Raw genomic sequence first — 16,617 nt, 5'->3', positions numbered from 1 at the left:
AGCATAGCAAAGTACGAAAAATAAGTATAATATTTTGAATTTGGTTAGTAACAATTTTATATAAAGAAAGGGAAAGTACGTGAAATAATGAAACGTATTTGCAAAAGCAACAGTACAGCTTTTTGAAGAAAGGATAGATGTTATTTTTGCAGCACGATTTATTCATTATGTTTATTACTACTCACTTAGTATAGGTACTTTAAAGTGCCTACATCACTTTAAAGTACGTACTGTTATTCATGTTATGGCCGATTTATAATAACACTCGTAGCACAAAGAAAGTTATAACGATTACAATCGGCAACAATGTGGTGTTGCAGTGTTGCTTATAAATTTTGAGAAGAAATATGAAAAGTATAGATTTATATGAATGAGGGAAAGTGAGTGAAACACATGGAAAAGTTTGCGAACCATTTTGGATATAATCGTATGTTTGCGAAAGATCAACTTACGTTAGGAGTTCACATTCCGATTGAAAATTATCAGTTTCATGCTCCAACGATGGAAAAACAAGTAGAGTTAGTACAAAAAGCGGAACAATACGGTTTTACAGGTGTATGGCTTCGCGATGTATTGCTGCAAGACCCTGATTTTGGTGATCCTGCAACAGGTCAAATTTACGATATGATGATTTATTTGACGTATTTAGCAAGCAAGACGGAGAAAATCGCATTTGGAACGTCGGCAACAGTGTTGTCACTTCGTCATCCATTGCGTGTAGCAAAAGAAATTGCTACATTAGATCAACTATTTCCAGAAAGAATTATGCTTGGCGTTTCATCCGGTGACAGACGTGCCGATTTCAAAGCGTTAGGTGTTAGTCATGAAACACGAGGTGAAAAGTTTAGAGAAGCATTTGCTTACTTGGAAGAAATTTTGTATAAAAACTTCCCGTCTATCCAGTCGACACTAGGAGAAGTTCATGGTGCGAATTTAGTTCCAAAACCGTCTAAACGTGTTCCAACCTTTATTACAGGTTTTAGTCAGCAAAATATGGAATGGTTTGCTGAACATGGAGATGGATGGATGTATTATCCACGTAGTCCGGTGCATCAGGCGGGAGCAATTGGACAATGGAGAGAACTAGTAGAGGATTATCATCCAGATGTATTCAAACCATTTATACAACCGATGCATTTAGATTTATCTGAAGATCCAAATGAACGTCCTACACCGATACGTTTAGGTTACCGTACAGGGCGTAAGGCACTAATTGAATTACTTGATATATATAAAAGTATTGGTGTGAATCATTTATTCCTTGCTCTATTTGATGGTCAACGTCCAGCTGACGAAGTATTGGATGAGCTAGGAGAAGAAGTGCTACCGCATTTCCCAGCCTTGTAAAGGAGTGAAAAGAATGAAAGCAATAGGACTTATGCAATATGGAGATAAAAGTGTACTACAAGAGATTGAAATGCAGACACCGCTATTGGGAGACAACGATGTACTGATTGAAGTATATGCAGCTGGTGTAAATCCTGTGGATTGGAAAATACGTGAGGGTTTACTTCAAGACGTAATTTCTTATGACTTCCCGCTCGTTTTAGGATGGGATGTTGCAGGTGTAGTTGCTGCTATAGGAAAAAACGTTACCGCATTTAAAGTGGGGGATGAAGTATATAGTCGTCCAGATATTGAACGAAATGGTACTTATGCAGAGTACGTGGCTGTAGATGAGAAGTATGTAGCGAAAAAACCGAGAAATCTATCTTTTGAGGAAGCAGCATCAATCCCTCTAGTAGGTTTGACAAGTTGGCAAAGTTTAGTGAAATTCGCTAATGTTCAAAAGGGTAATAAGGTTTTAATTCATGCTGGATCTGGCGGGATTGGTACGTTTGCTATTCAACTAGCAAAAAGCTTCGGTGCATATGTTGCAACTACGACTAGTACGAAAAACATGCAATTTGTAAAGGATCTAGGCGCTGATACTGTCGTCGATTACAAAACGGAAGACTTTTCTTTGCTTTTGCATAATTACAATATTGTATTTGATGTGTTAGGTGGGGATGTACTAAAGAATAGTTATAAAGTACTTGCACCAAATGGAAAGTTAGCGTCTATTTATGGTCCGAAAGGTATGAAAATTCCGCAAACCGAGATATCAAGAGAGAAAAATATTGAGAGTGACCATATATTTACTGAACCTAACGGATATGAACTTTCTCTTATTACAGAATTAATTGAGAGCGGGAAGATTAAACCTGTTGTCACGCATGTGTTGCCTTTACATGTAGAAGGTGTAAAAAAAGCACACCACATAAGTGAGTCAGAACGTGCTCTTGGGAAAATTGTATTGAAGAAACATTGGTAAAGTATGAGGTTTTAGAGACAGTATTGTGCTAAGTAGCGAATGAACTTATATATTCTATTCTAGCAATTGTTTTAAAAGGGAGAGAACAAATGGATTCAATGACATTTCTTTTACCCCGCATTAACAGGCAGTAAGACCCCCACCTCAAAATTCAGCGATATCATAGAAGTTAGGTGGGGGCAACTGCCTGTAAAAGCCCGATTGGTTCAACTAATAATCAGTGGGGATGAACAAAACCCCCACTGATTAAAGTTTCACTTTATCCGGAGCGACAGGGGATTTAGCGAAACGCAAAATTTATCCTGCTTTATATAAGCTATTTAGTAATCAAAATATACCACAATCTATTTCGATTATCGGTATCGGCAGAAGGGTAATGTCAGATGTGGAATTTCAAACAAAGGTAGAACAATCCCTTGCTACATTTTCTAGAAGATCTACTGATGATGAATTAGGAGTAGAAGAATTTATTAGCACATTTCGTTATTGTCAATTAAATACAGCGAATATAGAGGACTATCAAGATTTGTTGCGTCTTGTAAAGAGGCGTGAAACAGAATTAAACATTCCTGAAAACCACATGTTTTACCTATCTGTTATACCAGAAGTATTTGATGTCATTGCTTTAAATATTAAGGAAAGTGGATTGTGGGCTACAAAAGGATTGAACCGTCTTATTATAGAGAAGCCTTTTGGTTATCATGTAACGTCTGCTCGTGAGTTTAATGGAAAAATGATTGAAGATTTTGATGAAACTGACATTTGTTATATCAATCATTATCTTTGAAAATGAATGGTAATTAGGAATACACTTAGAAAAGCATTACGAAATAAATAGTATGTAATGCAAGACATTTTTATTGACGATAATAATTTATATGGTTAATATACTAGACATAAGATTATTTAATTACTAAAAGTAATCGGATATACATTTGTTTGTTGAGTTCGATAAATAAGTAATCTGTGGTAGAAGTGCTTTGAATTGCCACTATTAATATTGGGGACAATTAGAAAGCGAAAGGTATAAAAGGAATTGGCATTTGATAACTCTTTGTTTTTTTTATAAAAACAGGGGCTTCTGTACAATTCATTTTTAAAATATTGACAAGGATTATACAACAAGAGGGGGACTGAAATTGGAATCAATGACCTTTGTTTTATTTGGAGCGACAGGGGACTTAGCGAAACGCAAAATTTACCCCGCACTATATAACTTATATAGAGATCAAAAGCTTCCAAAGCAAATATCCGTTATCGGGCTTGGGAGACGTCAAGTATCTCACGAAGATTTTCAAGAAAGAATAAAAGAATCAATAGAGACGTTTTCTCGTCAGAGGGAAGAAGGTACTCCGGAACTGGAAGGTTTTTTAGATAATTTTCGCTATTGTCCATTAGATGTGAGTAAGCCGGAAGACTATGAGAGATTATTACAAGTCGTTCGTGAAAGGGAAGAAGAGCTACATATAAAAGGTAATAGAATGTTCTATCTTTCCGTTGCTCCTGAATTTTTCGAGACGATTGCTTTAAATATTAAGGAAAGCGGACTTGATAAAACAGATGGATGGAAACGCCTGATGATTGAGAAACCGTTTGGGCACGACCTTGCATCTGCTCGTGAGCTGAATGATAAGCTTAGTCGCACGTTTGAAGAAGACGAGATATACCGTATTGATCATTATTTAGGTAAACCGATGATTCAAAACCTTGAAGCGCTAGAATTTGCAAATCCTGTTCTCCAGTCGATTTGGAATAAAGAACATATAGCGAATGTACAAATCACAGCTAGTGAAACAGTTGGGGTTGAAGAAAGGGCAGGATATTATGACCAGGCAGGAGCCATTCGAGATATGGTTCAAAATCATATGTTACAAATATTAATGATGACTGCTATGAATCTGCCGGAAAAGGTTAATGCATGTGAAATTCGAGAGGAAAAGCGAAAGGTAATGGAGACGCTTCGTAAAGTGAAAAAAGAAGACGTTCAAAACCATATCATTCGCGGACAATACGCTTCAGGAAAGATAAAAGGCGGACAAGTTGTAGCGTATAAAGAGGAGCCAGGAGTAAATCCTTCTTCTAACATAGACACATTTGTTGCTGCTCGCCTGTGGATCGATAATCCATTTTGGACTGGCGTTCCATTTTATATACGAACAGGTAAACGAATGAAAGAAAAGTCTACTCGTATTGTAATCGAATTTAAAAATACGTTAAAACAGCAATATCAAGATAGTAATCCAAATGCAGCACCTAACTTGTTAATAATTGAAATTAGCCCAGGTGAGAACGTTTCATTACAGTTAAATAGTAAAAATCCATTAAAAAATGGAGAAATTGAACCGATGCGTATTAACTTTACTTGTGAGCAAGCGGATGTGGGAGTACCTGAAGCGTATGAAAGACTCATTCATGATGCTGTGAGTGGAGACGCTACATTCTTTGCACATTGGAAAGAAGTTGAATTGTCATGGGAATGGGTACAACCAATTCTTGAAGCATTCGAGGAAAACTTATTACCACTTCATGAATATGAGTCTGGTTCATATGGTCCAGATGCTTCGAATGAATTATTGCAAGAAAGTGGATTTAAATGGTGGTTAGATCAAGAAACGGAAAAATAAGTACTTTCTTTCATGAAAGCATGTAGGGGGACGATTACTATGACACAAAACATAAATCAATTAGCAGTGAATACAATTCGTACATTATCAATTGATGCTATTAATGCGGCAAATTCAGGTCATCCAGGTCTTCCGATGGGAGCAGCACCGATGGCTTATGCATTATGGGCGAATCATTTAAATCACAATCCTAATCATCCGAAATGGTTTAACCGTGATCGATTCGTTTTATCAGCGGGACACGGATCGAGCCTACTGTATAGCTTACTTCATTTAGCTGGATATGACGTTTCAATTGATGACTTGAAAAACTTCAGAAAGTTAAATAGTAAAACACCAGGACATCCTGAGTTTGGTCATACTCCTGGAGTTGAAGCGACGACAGGCCCGTTAGGACAAGGGATTGCTAATGCTGTCGGAATGGCAATGGCAGAAGCTCATTTAGCAGAGAAGTTCAATAAGGATGGTCACTCTATTATAGATCACAATACGTACGCATTAGTCGGAGATGGTGACTTAATGGAGGGTGTCGCTTATGAAGCGATGTCAATGGCAGGACATATGAAACTTGGCAAGTTAATTGTACTGTATGATTCAAATGAAATTTCACTTGATGGTGAATTAGGCATTGCTTTCTCTGAAGATATTCAGAAAAGGGCAGAATCTGTACATTGGCAATATGTAAGAGTTGAAGATGGAAACGATGTCGATGCTATTACAAAAGCTATTCAATCAGCGAAAGAAAATACGGATCAACCCACTCTTATAGAAATTAGAACTATTATAGGTTATGGAAGTCCAAAAGTTGCTGGAACGAACAAAGCACATGGTAATCCGCTTGGAGTAGAAGAGGCAACAGCGACAAAACAAGTGTATGGTTGGGGTTACGAGGAAGATTTCTTTGTACCTGAAGAAGTAAAAGCTCATTTTAATGAACTGAAACAAAAAGGTATTGAAAAAGAAAATGACTGGAATGAGCAGTTCAATTCATACAGAGAGTCGAACCCTGCACTAGCAGATGAATTAGAAAAAGCGATTACAGGTGATGTTTTAATTGAAGCGAAAGACATTCTATCCTTTGATATTGAAAAAACGATTTCCACTCGTGTTGCAAGTGGGGAAGCTATTAATCATTATGTGAAATCGATTCCTTCTATTTTCGGTGGAAGTGCGGATCTTTCTCATTCTACGATGACAGATATAAAAGGTGAAGCAGTATATGCAGTAGAATCATATGCCGGACGAAATATATACTTTGGTGTACGTGAACACGCAATGGGCGCGGCAGCGAATGGACTGGCTCTCCATGGAGGAGTAAAACCTTTCGTAAGTACATTCTTTGTATTTAATGATTACCTTCGTCCATCGATTCGACTGGCTGCACTGCAAAAGTTACCTGTTACTTACGTATTTACACATGATTCGATTGCTGTAGGAGAAGATGGTCCAACGCATGAACCAATTGAACAATTGGCAGCGCTTCGAGCAATTCCTGGTCTAACAGTTATCCGTCCGTCAGATGCAAATGAAACAGCAAGTGCTTGGGCGTATGCTTTACAGCAAACGGATGGTCCAGTCGTTTTAGTACTGAGCCGTCAAAATTTACCGGTGTTTAATGAAACGAAAGCGAACATAGAGAATCTCTCTAAAGGAGCTTACGTATTAACACAAACGAATGAAAATCCGGATGTAATTTTAATTGCGACAGGTTCTGAAGTATCCTTAGCTACTAGTGCGAAAGCAAAATTAGAAGAAGATCAAGTTTCTGTTCGCATCGTTGCAATGCCGAGCTGGGAGTTATTCGATCGCCAATCGAACGAATATAAAGAATCCGTTCTTCCGTCTTCTATAACGAAACGAGTATCTCTTGAAATGGGTGTATCTCTAGGTTGGGAACGTTATGTAGGACAAGAAGGAAAAGTACTATCAATTGAAACATTTGGAGCTTCAGGAACTGGAGCTGAAGTCATGAATCTATTTGGATTTACGACAGAAAATGTTGTTCAAATTACAAAAAATGTGTTGAATTCTTAAGCTATGACTGTGAATACCTTTCTGTACATACTAACATTTCAGTGCTGAAAGGTATTCCAGATTGTAGTGATATGGATTTTTAATAAAAGATGATTTGAGGAGGAATTATATTATGCAAGTAGGATTAATTGGGTTAGGTAAAATGGGATTAAATTTAGGGAAAAATTTAATGGATCATAAACATGAAGTAGTAGCATTTGATTTAAATACGAGCGCAGTAGAAGAAATGAAAGAGTACGGGGCAACGGGTACATCTAGTTTAAGTGAACTTGTTCAGTCTTTACAAACACCAAGAATTCTTTGGGTCATGGTACCACACGCTGTTGTTGATTCTGTTATTGATGAGGTTACACCACTTTTATCAAAAGGAGATATTTTAATTGAAGCAGGTAATTCACATTATAAAGAGTCTATCCGCCGATATGAACAATTAAAGAAAGATGGCATTCACTTTATGGATGCAGGAACTTCTGGCGGAATGGAAGGCGCTCGTAATGGTGCTTGTTACATGATTGGAGGAGATCAAGAAGCTTGGGACATCGTTGAACCAATCTTCCGCGATACTTCTGTAGAAAATGGATTCTTATATGCTGGAAAAGCTGGTAGTGGTCACTTCTTAAAAATGGTTCATAACGGAATTGAATACGGTATGATGGCTGCTATTGGTGAAGGATTTGAGATTCTAGAGAAAAGTGAATTTGACTACGATTATGAAAAAGTATCAAGAGTATGGAACAACGGTTCAGTCATTCGTTCTTGGTTAATGGAATTAACAGAAAATGCATTTTCTAAAGATGCAAAACTGGATGAAATTAAGGGTGTTATGCATTCTTCTGGTGAAGGAAAATGGACAGTAGAAACAGCATTAGACCTTCAAACAGCAACGCCTGTTATCGCAATGTCTCTATTAATGCGCTACCGCTCATTAGACAATGATACATTTACAGGAAAAGTTGTAGCAGCTCTGCGTAATGAATTTGGCGGACATGCAGTAGAAAAGAAATAAAGTGAAACTTTAATAAGTAGGGGCTTTATTCCACATCAATCGGGCTTTTACGGGATAAGCATATTAAACATGTAACTCATCAACGTTTAAAAACTGGAGGGAATTGATCATGAAATTTTTTATTGATACTGCAAATCTTGAGGACATAAAAAAAGCATATAAACTTGGAGTTTTAGCTGGTGTTACAACAAATCCTTCTTTAGTAGCAAAAGAGGGCGTTAAGTTTGAAGACCGTATCGCAGAAATTTGTCAGGCAGTACCTAAAGTTGAGTCTGTTTCGGCAGAAGTAACGCCAGATGCTGTTACAGCTGAAGAAATGATTGCTCAAGCAGAAGAATTAATTAAAATTAACGGTGGCGATAAAAACGTCACGATAAAACTTCCAATGACGCTAGCAGGATTAGAAGCTTGTCGCTATCTTACTGAAAAAGGTGTGAAAACGAACGTTACACTTATTTTCACTGTGAACCAAGCACTTTTAGCTGCTCGAGCAGGTGCAACGTACGTTTCTCCATTTTTAGGACGTTTAGATGATATTTCTGAAGATGGTGTACTATTAGTTGCTAAAATTGCTGAATTATTCGATGTTCATCAATTAGATACACAAATTATTGCGGCTTCTGTCAGACATCCAGATCATGTAACTCGTGTAGCGATGGCAGGTGCTCACATTGCAACAATCCCTTATAAAGTAATCGAGCAACTTGCTATGCACCCATTAACAGACCAAGGTATTGAGAAATTTGCTGCGGATTGGGCGAAAGCTCCTAAATTATAATGCATGAAAGTGAAGGTGCTTTCCGAAAATTGCTTTTCATGAGAGGACAAATCCTAAGTAACTTCATCGTTTAAACTGGATCCTGATTTTGTAGTCTTATTACGTGAAAAAAGCAGAGATGAAAGTGTCATTCACTTTTAAAAAAGGAAAAATTGATCGCGCGAAGCGTTTATCACAATAACATTATAATTATGAAAGAGAAATCCCCTTATTAGAGAGATGAGTTATAGTGTATCTCTAATAAGGGAGATTCTTTTTATATAAATCATTATGATGTGAAGATGCTTTTAAACGTATAGCAATATGTAAAGGTATCTTTTACTCAAGTAAGAACTATATAGGTTCTTTTCATTATATAGTAATTATGAAAGGGTTTACATAAAGGGGGATTGAGTATGAATATGTACCTTTTAATTATTACATTATTATCAATTGTAATTGTTATTTTAGGGGTATCGTGGTGGAGATGGCATGCGTTTATTAGTTTAACGGTTGCAAGTTTGTTTTTAGCAATTATGTCTGGAATGCCAATGGATAAAATAGTGAGTGCTTATGAAACGGGAGTTGGAAGTGTTCTCGGGCATTTAGTAGGTATTTTAGTATTAGGTACAATTTTAGGGAAAATGATGGCAGAGTCAGGTGCTGGAATGCAAGTGGCAGAGTTCTTTATTAAATCCTTTGGGATAAAAAACTTACCATGGGCTATGTTAATTGCAGGTTTTATTATTGGAATTCCGGTGTTTTTTGAAGTAGGTATTTTAATATTACTACCGTTAGTAATTTCAATTCATAAAACAACGAAACAAAATATTTTATTGATAGCATTACCAGCAATTGCTGGGCTATCTGTCGTACACGGCCTTGTTCCTCCGCATCCAGGGGCAATTGTAGCAATTGGTATTTATAAAGCGAATCTTGGGAAGGTACTATTGTATTCACTCATTATTACATTTTTTGCAGCGATTATTGCAGGTCCTATATTTGCGAAATGGATTCACAAACGTGTAATTCCTGAAAATGAGCCAGAATTGATTCGTGTAAATACAAAATCAACGAAATTACCAGGAATAGGAGTTTCATTTTTAGTTATATTGTTACCTGTTATGTTAATGGTTTTAGCTGCAGCAGCTCCTTATGTGCCTCTTTCTACTACTTTGATGAAGACTGTCACATTAATCGGTAGTCCTATCATTGCACTATTGATTGCATGTTTTGCAGCGTTCTATTTTCTTGGATTTCGCCAAGGTATCGATAAAAAGGCTATTAAGAAGGTAACAGAAGATAGCTTATTACCAATCGGTTCAATTGTTGCGATTATTGGTGCCGGCGGGGGATTTAAGCAAATTCTTATCGATAGTGGTGTAGGCAATGCTATTGCTCAAATGTCTGAGCATTTAGCTCTATCCCCAATTGTATTAGCATTTATAGTAGCAGGATTAATTCGAATTGCAACAGGGTCAGCGACAGTCGCTTTAACAACAGCAGCGGGTATCGTTTCGCCAATCGTTGAAAATACAACAGGTGTGAACTTAGAGTTACTCGTTATTGCAACAGGTGCAGGAGCATTAATGTTTTCACACGTAAACGATGCTGGTTTTTGGATGGTAAAAGAATACCTAGGTTTAACAGTGAAAGAAACATTTAAAACATGGACAGTATTAGAAACGTTACTTTCATTTATCGCTTTTGGAGGAGTTTTACTACTCGATATGTTTGTTTAAGATAAAGATGTTTCTATTTAGATAATTGTGGCATACAACGTTATCAATAGATAAAAGGAATGTATTTTTATGGTGGGATACTGTAACAATTTTTTGTTAGGAGGAAGAAATGGTGAGCTCAAAATATATGATTGGTGTAGACATTGGGACAACTAGTACAAAATCAGTTCTATTTTCTACTGATGGATCTGTTATTGCTAGTCATGGAATTGAATATCCTTTATATTCTCCTACGCCTGAAACAGCGGAACAAGACCCAGAAGAAATTTTTCGTGCAGTAATACATACGATTAAAGAAACTGTACGATTAAGTAGTGTACAGCCAAGTGATATTCTTTGTGTCTCTTTTAGTTCGGCAATGCATAGTATCATTGCCGTAGATGAAAAGGGAGAGCCGTTAACGAGATGTATCACTTGGGCAGATAATAGAAGTGCAAGCTGGGCGGAGAAAATAAAGAATGATATGAATGGTCATGAAATTTACCTTCGTACTGGGACACCAATTCATCCGATGTCACCACTTTCGAAATTAGTTTGGTTACAGAATGAGCAGGCAGAGTTATTCGCAAAAAGTTATAAATTCATTTCTATTAAAGAATATGTTTTTTACAAGTTATATAAAGAGTATGTAATTGATTGTTCTATAGCGTCAGCAACAGGGATGTTTAATTTGAAATCTTTAAAATGGGATGAAGAGGCTTTACATGTTGCGGGAATTACAGATGAAAAGCTTTCTAAACTTGTTCCAACAACGCACAGTTTAACAGGATTAGATGAAGAGCTTGCCAAAGAGATGAATGTACTTGTTTCTACGCCTTTTGTAGTAGGAGCGAGTGATGGAGTACTATCTAATTTAGGTGTAAATGCAATAGATCCTGGCGTTGTGGCTGTTACAATTGGTACAAGCGGTGCGATACGTGCTGTAACAAATCGTCCTGTAACAGATCCAAAAGGTAGAATTTTTTGTTATGCGTTAACTGAAGACCATTGGGTAATCGGTGGACCAGTGAATAACGGCGGTATGATTTTCAGATGGGCTCGTGACCAATTGGGTACTTCAGAGATTGAACTTGCGAAGCGTTTAGGGAAAGATCCATATGAAGTACTTACTGAAATAGCAGCAAAAGTGAATCCTGGATCTGACGGTTTATTGTTTCACCCGTATTTAGCAGGGGAAAGAGCTCCTTTATGGAATGCAAATGCACGAGGATCTTTCTTTGGACTCGGATTGCATCATAAGAAAGAACATCTTATCCGTGCTGTTTTAGAAGGAGTAATTTATAATTTATATACGGTTCTTCTCGCTTTAAAAGAGTTAATTGGCGAACCGAAAAAAATTCAAGCGACAGGCGGCTTTGCAAGGTCGGAGCTTTGGAGACAGATGATGGCGGACATCTTCCATCAAGACGTATATGTTCCGGAAAGTTTCGAAAGCTCTTGCTTAGGAGCTGCAATCCTCGGTTTATATAGTTTAGGTGAAATAGATACATTATCTGTAGTTTCTGAAATGGTAGGTGCAGATTTCCATCATGAGCCAAACATGGAAAGTGTGGAAAAATATAAAGATTTAACGCCAATCTATATCCGTCTGTCCCGTCAATTGGAAGAAGAATATGAAAGTATAGCAGCGTATCAAAAAAAGTGGGTTTAAAAGCTATTTACCAAGAAAATATGGTAACGTATAAAGAGGTACTCCGATTTTTTAGGATACTCTTTCAACATAAAATATTTTAAGAAGCATGATGAACGAAAAATATAGGGAGAGAGGGTTATGAAAATGAAGGATAACAAAGAGTTTATTGGATATGTTGGAACTTACACGAAAGAAAATAGCGAAGGAATATATAAATTTACGCTAGATGTAGAAGCAAAAAAAATTAGTAATGTAACACTTGCCGCTAAGCTGGATAACCCTACATATGTAACGATTAACCGAAATAATGAATATCTCTATTCCGTTGTTAAGGAAGGCGAATCTGGCGGTGTAGCTGCGTATTCCATTGATAGTCATACTGGAGAACTAAAAGCGAAAAATAGACAAGTAGTAGAAGGTGCTTCTCCTTGTCATATTAGTGTTGATAGTGGAAATCATACAGTAGTTACAGCGAATTACCATAAAGGAACGATTGAGTCTTTTGAAATAAATGAAGAAAATGGAACTGTAAATCCTGCTTCATCTATTATGGCACATGAAGGTTCAGGTCCGAATAAAGAAAGACAAGAAAAACCACATGCACATTACGCGGGGTACACTCCTGATGAAAAATATGTAGTGGGCGTTGATTTAGGGATAGATAAAATAATTACGTATGAAGTAAAAGATAGTACATTAACAGAAGTGAATCGTTTATCTGTAAATCCAGGAAGTGGTCCAAGACATATTACTTTTCATCCGAATGGAAAGTATGCATATGTGATGACGGAGCTTAGTTCAGAGGTTATTGTGTTAACCTATAATCCTGCAGAAGGATCCTTTACAGAATTACAGTATATTTCTACTGTTCCAGAAGAGTTTGATGAAAATAATCAAGGAAGTGCGATTCATATTTCTTCTGACGGCTGTTTTGTATATGCAGGTAATCGTGGTCATAATAGTATCGCTGTTTATAGCGTAGATCAAAATTCAGGTCAGCTTACATTTGTTGAACATACATCTACAGAAGGAAATTGGCCAAGAGACTTTGTATTAGATCCTACTGAAAAGTTCCTTGTTGCTACAAATGAAAAGTCACATAATCTTGTGTTATTTTCAAGAGATGAATCTACAGGTAAGTTAACACTTTTACAATCTGATGTTGTTGTGCCAGAGCCTGTTTGTGTGAAGTTTGTAAATGTTTAAGTTGTATTCGATATAATTTCATAAACTCAGAAAATAATAAAAAGCAAAGCGATATCGCTTTGCTTTTTATTATTTCTTTTTCGGTCTACGTACTAATTCGCCGCCGCAGTTTGGACAAACGTTATGTCTTTCTTCTGTACATGGTGCGCAAAATGTACATTCATATACACAAATGTATGCTTCAGAATCTTGTTCGAGCGATTGATCGCAAATTTGACAGTTTGTTTTCATTTCTAGTGCCATAATAAGTCTCCTTTTTAGTTAGAAAATTTATAATTTAATTATAATTCATTAAATAGAAATAGTCCTTTTCAATTGAAAGGAAATCGAATGATAAATTTATGAATTGAAACGAAAGATGCTGGTTTATTTTAAAATTGATTATTTATTACAGTTGGAATATTATGAAATAGTCAAAAGACAACAGGGGGTATAGATTTTGACTAATCATAACGATCATTTAAAAGCAAACTGCGAAAAATGTTTCGGTCTATGTTGCGTTGCATTACCGTTTGCAGCATCGGTAGATTTTGCAGTGAATAAAGATGGTGGTAAACCATGTTCCAACTTACAATCAGATTTTAAATGTAGTATACATAAAAATCTTAGAGGAAAAGGTTATAAAGGTTGTACAGTATTTGAATGTTTCGGTGCTGGGCAGAAGATTTCTCAGGGTACGTTTAAAGGGATTGATTGGAGGGAAGATGCAAAGCATGCAAGAAAAATGTACGATGCTTTTCCGGTTATGCATCAACTTCATGAAATGCTTTGGTATTTGAATGAAGCGATTCTTTTAAAGGCAACACAGCCAATTCATAAAGAGCTGGAGACCGCAATTGAGGAGACAGAGCGACTTTCGAATTTAAATCCAGATGAGTTAATGAAAATAAATGTTCCAATGCATAGGGCAGAGGTGAACATTCTTCTTTTAGAAACGAGCGAATTAGTATGGAAGGAAATGAATACTGCGCGTAAGAAACGAATCATTCACCGCGGAGCAGACCTTATGGGAGCGAATCTGAAAAAGAAAAATTTACAAGGTGCAAATTTAAGAGGAGCTTACTTAATTGCGGCTAACTTAAATGGTGCAGATTTAAGAGGAGCAGATCTCATCGGAGCAGATTTGCGAGATGCAGATATTCGCGGGGCTGATTTTACTAATAGTATTTTTCTGACGCAAGTTCAAGTTAATGCTGCTAGAGGGGACAAACATACGAAATTACCGAAATTATTGTCTCGTCCATCGCATTGGAGTGCGTAAAGAGTGAGGAGTATTTAGTGTGGATATATTTCAGTATTTAGAAGAGATGCAAGAGGATGTCTTTTCGTTAGCAGTAGAGCAAATAGAAGCGAAGTATTATGATATTTGTTGCATGTTGGCGTCTACAGAATATGCAGAACGAATTAAAGTAATTGATGTAGAGTCATATAAGGTAAGTATTCGAGTAGGTTTGGATGCAGCTGTAGAAATGGCTACTAATGAAGAAGCAAAAGCGATTTATTTTGAGTATGACCTTGATAACGAGTGGACTAGTCAGTTTTATATTTGTGAGGAGTATGCTCCACTTGAAGAAGAGGATGATGATTGGGCTTCTGAATGGACATATGATGTTGAGGGACCGGAGTCTGTAGAATTAGCGGATATGTATAATGAAAATGGCTTTGACACAAGTGAAAAAGCAATTGGTATCACTTTATATTTAATTGCTAAAACGCTGTGTAGTTTTATAAGTGTACGTAGTGAAGTGCAAAATAATATACCGATTTGTATTGGTTTTCACGACCAAGATCCAATAATGCGAACAGGCAGAGACTAAGAATCTCTGCCTGCTTTTTATTTCTTTTCAAAAGTAGTAATTAAAACGCTACATATAATAAGAATACCACCAATAAAAAAGTTACTATTTAATGTTTCATTTAATAAGAGCCAACCAAGTAACGATCCAACGATAGGTTGGAAGAAGAAAAATAAGGAACCTATGCTTGCATCCAGTAATTCTAATCCTTTATTCCAAAGGAAAAAGGCACCTGCTGTTGAGACGATTCCTAAGTATAATACGCCTAATATTACGTACGTATTTACTGTTCCGATAGAGGCCGCTTGTAGCTCCCATATCATAAAAGGTGTAATAAAAAAGAGTGAAAAGAAAATTGCGTACGTTGTAATAACTAAGGATGAAAATTGGATTGAAGCGATTTTTACATAAATAGATAGTAAAGCCCACGTAATAGCGGCTCCAACTAAAATGATTGTTCCAATAAAATAGGAGCCAATTTCAATATCCCATCCGATTACGATAATGACACCGATTGTCGCTATTATAGTAGATAAAAGTCTACGAGCAGTTAGTTTTTCTTTCAAAATGAGCGCTGCAAATATAACCATAAATGCAGGTGTAGCTGATGTAACTAACGAGCCTGTATGAGCGTCGGATAATTTTGTTCCGATAAATTGGCATGTGATCGAAATGAAATAGCCGATAAATCCAATCCAAGCGAATAGGAGCCAATCTTTTTTGCGAATGGTTACTTTTTTCTTTTGCTTTTTCTCAGCTAGTTTCAAAATGCCATATAAAACAACAAAAGCGATAATAAAGCGTAGCCAAACGAGTGTTAGTGGTGGAATGAAATCGAGTACGTATTTGCTAACAACATACATACCGCCCCATATACTTGCTGCTAGTGATAAGCATATAGCTCCTAAAATTGTTTGTTTCATTTGAAGTACCTCCGTCTATTTTTAGGGTAATATGAGTTCCCTAAGACGAGGCATAGTGTATGTGTTATAAGCCCGTCTTAGTTTATAGACGGCCTACAGGTTGATCGTTTTCGAATGAAGTGTTGTAGTACATGAGTGCATTCCTCCTCTTTAAGTTATAATGATATTATAACTTAATTTTCTGATTATTGGAGGTTGTTATGAAATATATCGTTATAAAATCACATGTTAGCAATTATCCTAATCCAATTCGCTTAGAAGAGGGGGATGTAGTGAAAATGATAGAGAGTTACGCTGGTCCGGAAAACTGGGAAAACTGGATGTTTTGTCACGAAGAGAAGTATAACCGGAAAGGATGGGTTCCGGAGCAAATTATAAGAAAAGATATGAATGGAACAGGAATTATTATAAAACAATATACTGCGAAAGAATTAAATGTGAATATTGGAGAAAGATTGATCGGATTAGAAGAATTGAATGAATGGGTTTGGTGCGAAGGAAGAGATGGTGAGAAGGGCTGGGTACCAAAGGAAAACTTACAAAAATATTAATAATAATATTTGATCAATAATTAGGAAACAT

General features: G+C 36.6%; 14 protein-coding genes and 2 pseudogenes. 14 read left to right on the top strand and 2 right to left on the bottom strand.

All coding sequences use genetic code 11. The features are described 5' to 3' along the window. Positions 1-79 precede the first annotated feature (79 nt). From V7S45_RS16465 to V7S45_RS16415, 11 genes and pseudogenes are all read left to right on the top strand, one after another. Positions 80-259 (top strand): annotated as a pseudogene (locus V7S45_RS16465) (hypothetical protein). Positions 260-393: 134 nt separating this feature from the next. Further along, positions 394-1,347, top strand: a complete 954-nt coding sequence (locus V7S45_RS16460; RefSeq protein WP_002195683.1) for an LLM class oxidoreductase — start codon at positions 394-396, stop codon at positions 1,345-1,347. Between the two features lie 13 nt (positions 1,348-1,360). Further along, positions 1,361-2,314, top strand: coding sequence for an NADP-dependent oxidoreductase (locus tag V7S45_RS16455; RefSeq protein ID WP_000643798.1), 954 nt, complete (start codon positions 1,361-1,363; stop codon positions 2,312-2,314). A gap of 250 nt (positions 2,315-2,564) precedes the next feature. After that, positions 2,565-3,101, top strand: a pseudogene (locus V7S45_RS16450) (glucose-6-phosphate dehydrogenase); the annotation flags it as partial. Between the two features lie 352 nt (positions 3,102-3,453). Continuing rightward, entirely contained in the window at positions 3,454-4,938 is a 1,485-nt protein-coding gene (gene zwf, locus V7S45_RS16445) for a glucose-6-phosphate dehydrogenase (RefSeq protein ID WP_000445354.1), read from the top strand. A 39-nt stretch (positions 4,939-4,977) separates the two neighbouring features. After that, positions 4,978-6,972, top strand: a complete 1,995-nt coding sequence (gene tkt, locus V7S45_RS16440) for a transketolase (RefSeq protein ID WP_000193015.1) — start codon at positions 4,978-4,980, stop codon at positions 6,970-6,972. A 112-nt stretch (positions 6,973-7,084) separates the two neighbouring features. Further along, positions 7,085-7,978 carry a phosphogluconate dehydrogenase (NAD(+)-dependent, decarboxylating) gene (gene gnd / locus V7S45_RS16435; protein WP_001195927.1) on the top strand — a complete coding sequence of 298 codons (894 nt, stop codon included), beginning with the start codon at positions 7,085-7,087 and terminating at the stop codon, positions 7,976-7,978. Between the two features lie 109 nt (positions 7,979-8,087). Continuing rightward, positions 8,088-8,756, top strand: coding sequence for a fructose-6-phosphate aldolase (gene fsa / locus V7S45_RS16430; protein ID WP_000667692.1), 669 nt, complete (start codon positions 8,088-8,090; stop codon positions 8,754-8,756). 395 nt (positions 8,757-9,151) lie between these two features. Beyond that, complete coding sequence (gene gntP, locus V7S45_RS16425) at positions 9,152-10,477, top strand: gluconate permease GntP (protein ID WP_001057601.1); 1,326 nt, start codon at positions 9,152-9,154, stop codon at positions 10,475-10,477. Positions 10,478-10,586: 109 nt separating this feature from the next. Continuing rightward, positions 10,587-12,128 (top strand): gluconokinase, encoded by a 1,542-nt coding sequence (gene gntK, locus V7S45_RS16420; protein ID WP_000254945.1) that lies wholly within the window; start codon positions 10,587-10,589, stop codon positions 12,126-12,128. Positions 12,129-12,248: 120 nt separating this feature from the next. Continuing rightward, entirely contained in the window at positions 12,249-13,316 is a 1,068-nt protein-coding gene (locus tag V7S45_RS16415) for a lactonase family protein (RefSeq protein ID WP_000782260.1), read from the top strand. A gap of 69 nt (positions 13,317-13,385) precedes the next feature. Here the strand turns inward: V7S45_RS16415 and V7S45_RS16410 are convergent, their stop codons facing one another. Continuing rightward, positions 13,386-13,559 carry a DUF1272 domain-containing protein gene (locus V7S45_RS16410; protein ID WP_001162788.1) on the bottom strand — a complete coding sequence of 58 codons (174 nt, stop codon included), beginning with the start codon at positions 13,557-13,559 and terminating at the stop codon, positions 13,386-13,388. A 196-nt stretch (positions 13,560-13,755) separates the two neighbouring features. On the opposite strand from V7S45_RS16410, the gene V7S45_RS16405 reads away from it, so the two are divergent. Both V7S45_RS16405 and V7S45_RS16400 read left to right on the top strand, forming a co-directional pair. Then, positions 13,756-14,577, top strand: a complete 822-nt coding sequence (locus V7S45_RS16405; RefSeq protein WP_000181423.1) for a pentapeptide repeat-containing protein — start codon at positions 13,756-13,758, stop codon at positions 14,575-14,577. Positions 14,578-14,596: 19 nt separating this feature from the next. Continuing rightward, positions 14,597-15,133 carry a hypothetical protein gene (locus V7S45_RS16400; protein ID WP_000350943.1) on the top strand — a complete coding sequence of 179 codons (537 nt, stop codon included), beginning with the start codon at positions 14,597-14,599 and terminating at the stop codon, positions 15,131-15,133. A gap of 17 nt (positions 15,134-15,150) precedes the next feature. Here the strand turns inward: V7S45_RS16400 and V7S45_RS16395 are convergent, their stop codons facing one another. After that, the gene (locus tag V7S45_RS16395; protein WP_000814733.1) at positions 15,151-16,035 is read right to left on the bottom strand and encodes a DMT family transporter; all 885 of its coding nucleotides are present in this window, start codon (positions 16,033-16,035) and stop codon (positions 15,151-15,153) included. A 200-nt stretch (positions 16,036-16,235) separates the two neighbouring features. Between V7S45_RS16395 and V7S45_RS16390 the strand changes: the two genes are divergently transcribed. Continuing rightward, positions 16,236-16,586 (top strand): SH3 domain-containing protein, encoded by a 351-nt coding sequence (locus V7S45_RS16390; protein ID WP_000875287.1) that lies wholly within the window; start codon positions 16,236-16,238, stop codon positions 16,584-16,586. Positions 16,587-16,617: the final 31 nt, after the last annotated feature.

This window comes from Bacillus sp. BR3(2024) (assembly GCF_039134555.1).
Classification (GTDB): Bacteria; Bacillota; Bacilli; order Bacillales; family Bacillaceae_G; genus Bacillus_A; species Bacillus_A cereus.
The sequence above is the reverse complement of the archived record's forward strand: the minus strand, read 5'-3'. Positions and strand labels throughout refer to the sequence as shown.

Coding starts and splice junctions, on each gene's coding strand:
- V7S45_RS16410 (WP_001162788.1), bottom strand. CDS start 13,559: ATGGCACTAGAAATGAAAACAAACTGTCAAATTTGCGATCAATCGCTC.
- tkt (WP_000193015.1), top strand. CDS start 4,978: ATGACACAAAACATAAATCAATTAGCAGTGAATACAATTCGTACATTA.
- V7S45_RS16395 (WP_000814733.1), bottom strand. CDS start 16,035: ATGAAACAAACAATTTTAGGAGCTATATGCTTATCACTAGCAGCAAGT.
- fsa (WP_000667692.1), top strand. CDS start 8,088: ATGAAATTTTTTATTGATACTGCAAATCTTGAGGACATAAAAAAAGCA.
- V7S45_RS16455 (WP_000643798.1), top strand. CDS start 1,361: ATGAAAGCAATAGGACTTATGCAATATGGAGATAAAAGTGTACTACAA.
- V7S45_RS16415 (WP_000782260.1), top strand. CDS start 12,249: ATGAAAATGAAGGATAACAAAGAGTTTATTGGATATGTTGGAACTTAC.
- gntP (WP_001057601.1), top strand. CDS start 9,152: ATGAATATGTACCTTTTAATTATTACATTATTATCAATTGTAATTGTT.
- V7S45_RS16460 (WP_002195683.1), top strand. CDS start 394: ATGGAAAAGTTTGCGAACCATTTTGGATATAATCGTATGTTTGCGAAA.
- gnd (WP_001195927.1), top strand. CDS start 7,085: ATGCAAGTAGGATTAATTGGGTTAGGTAAAATGGGATTAAATTTAGGG.
- V7S45_RS16390 (WP_000875287.1), top strand. CDS start 16,236: ATGAAATATATCGTTATAAAATCACATGTTAGCAATTATCCTAATCCA.
- gntK (WP_000254945.1), top strand. CDS start 10,587: ATGGTGAGCTCAAAATATATGATTGGTGTAGACATTGGGACAACTAGT.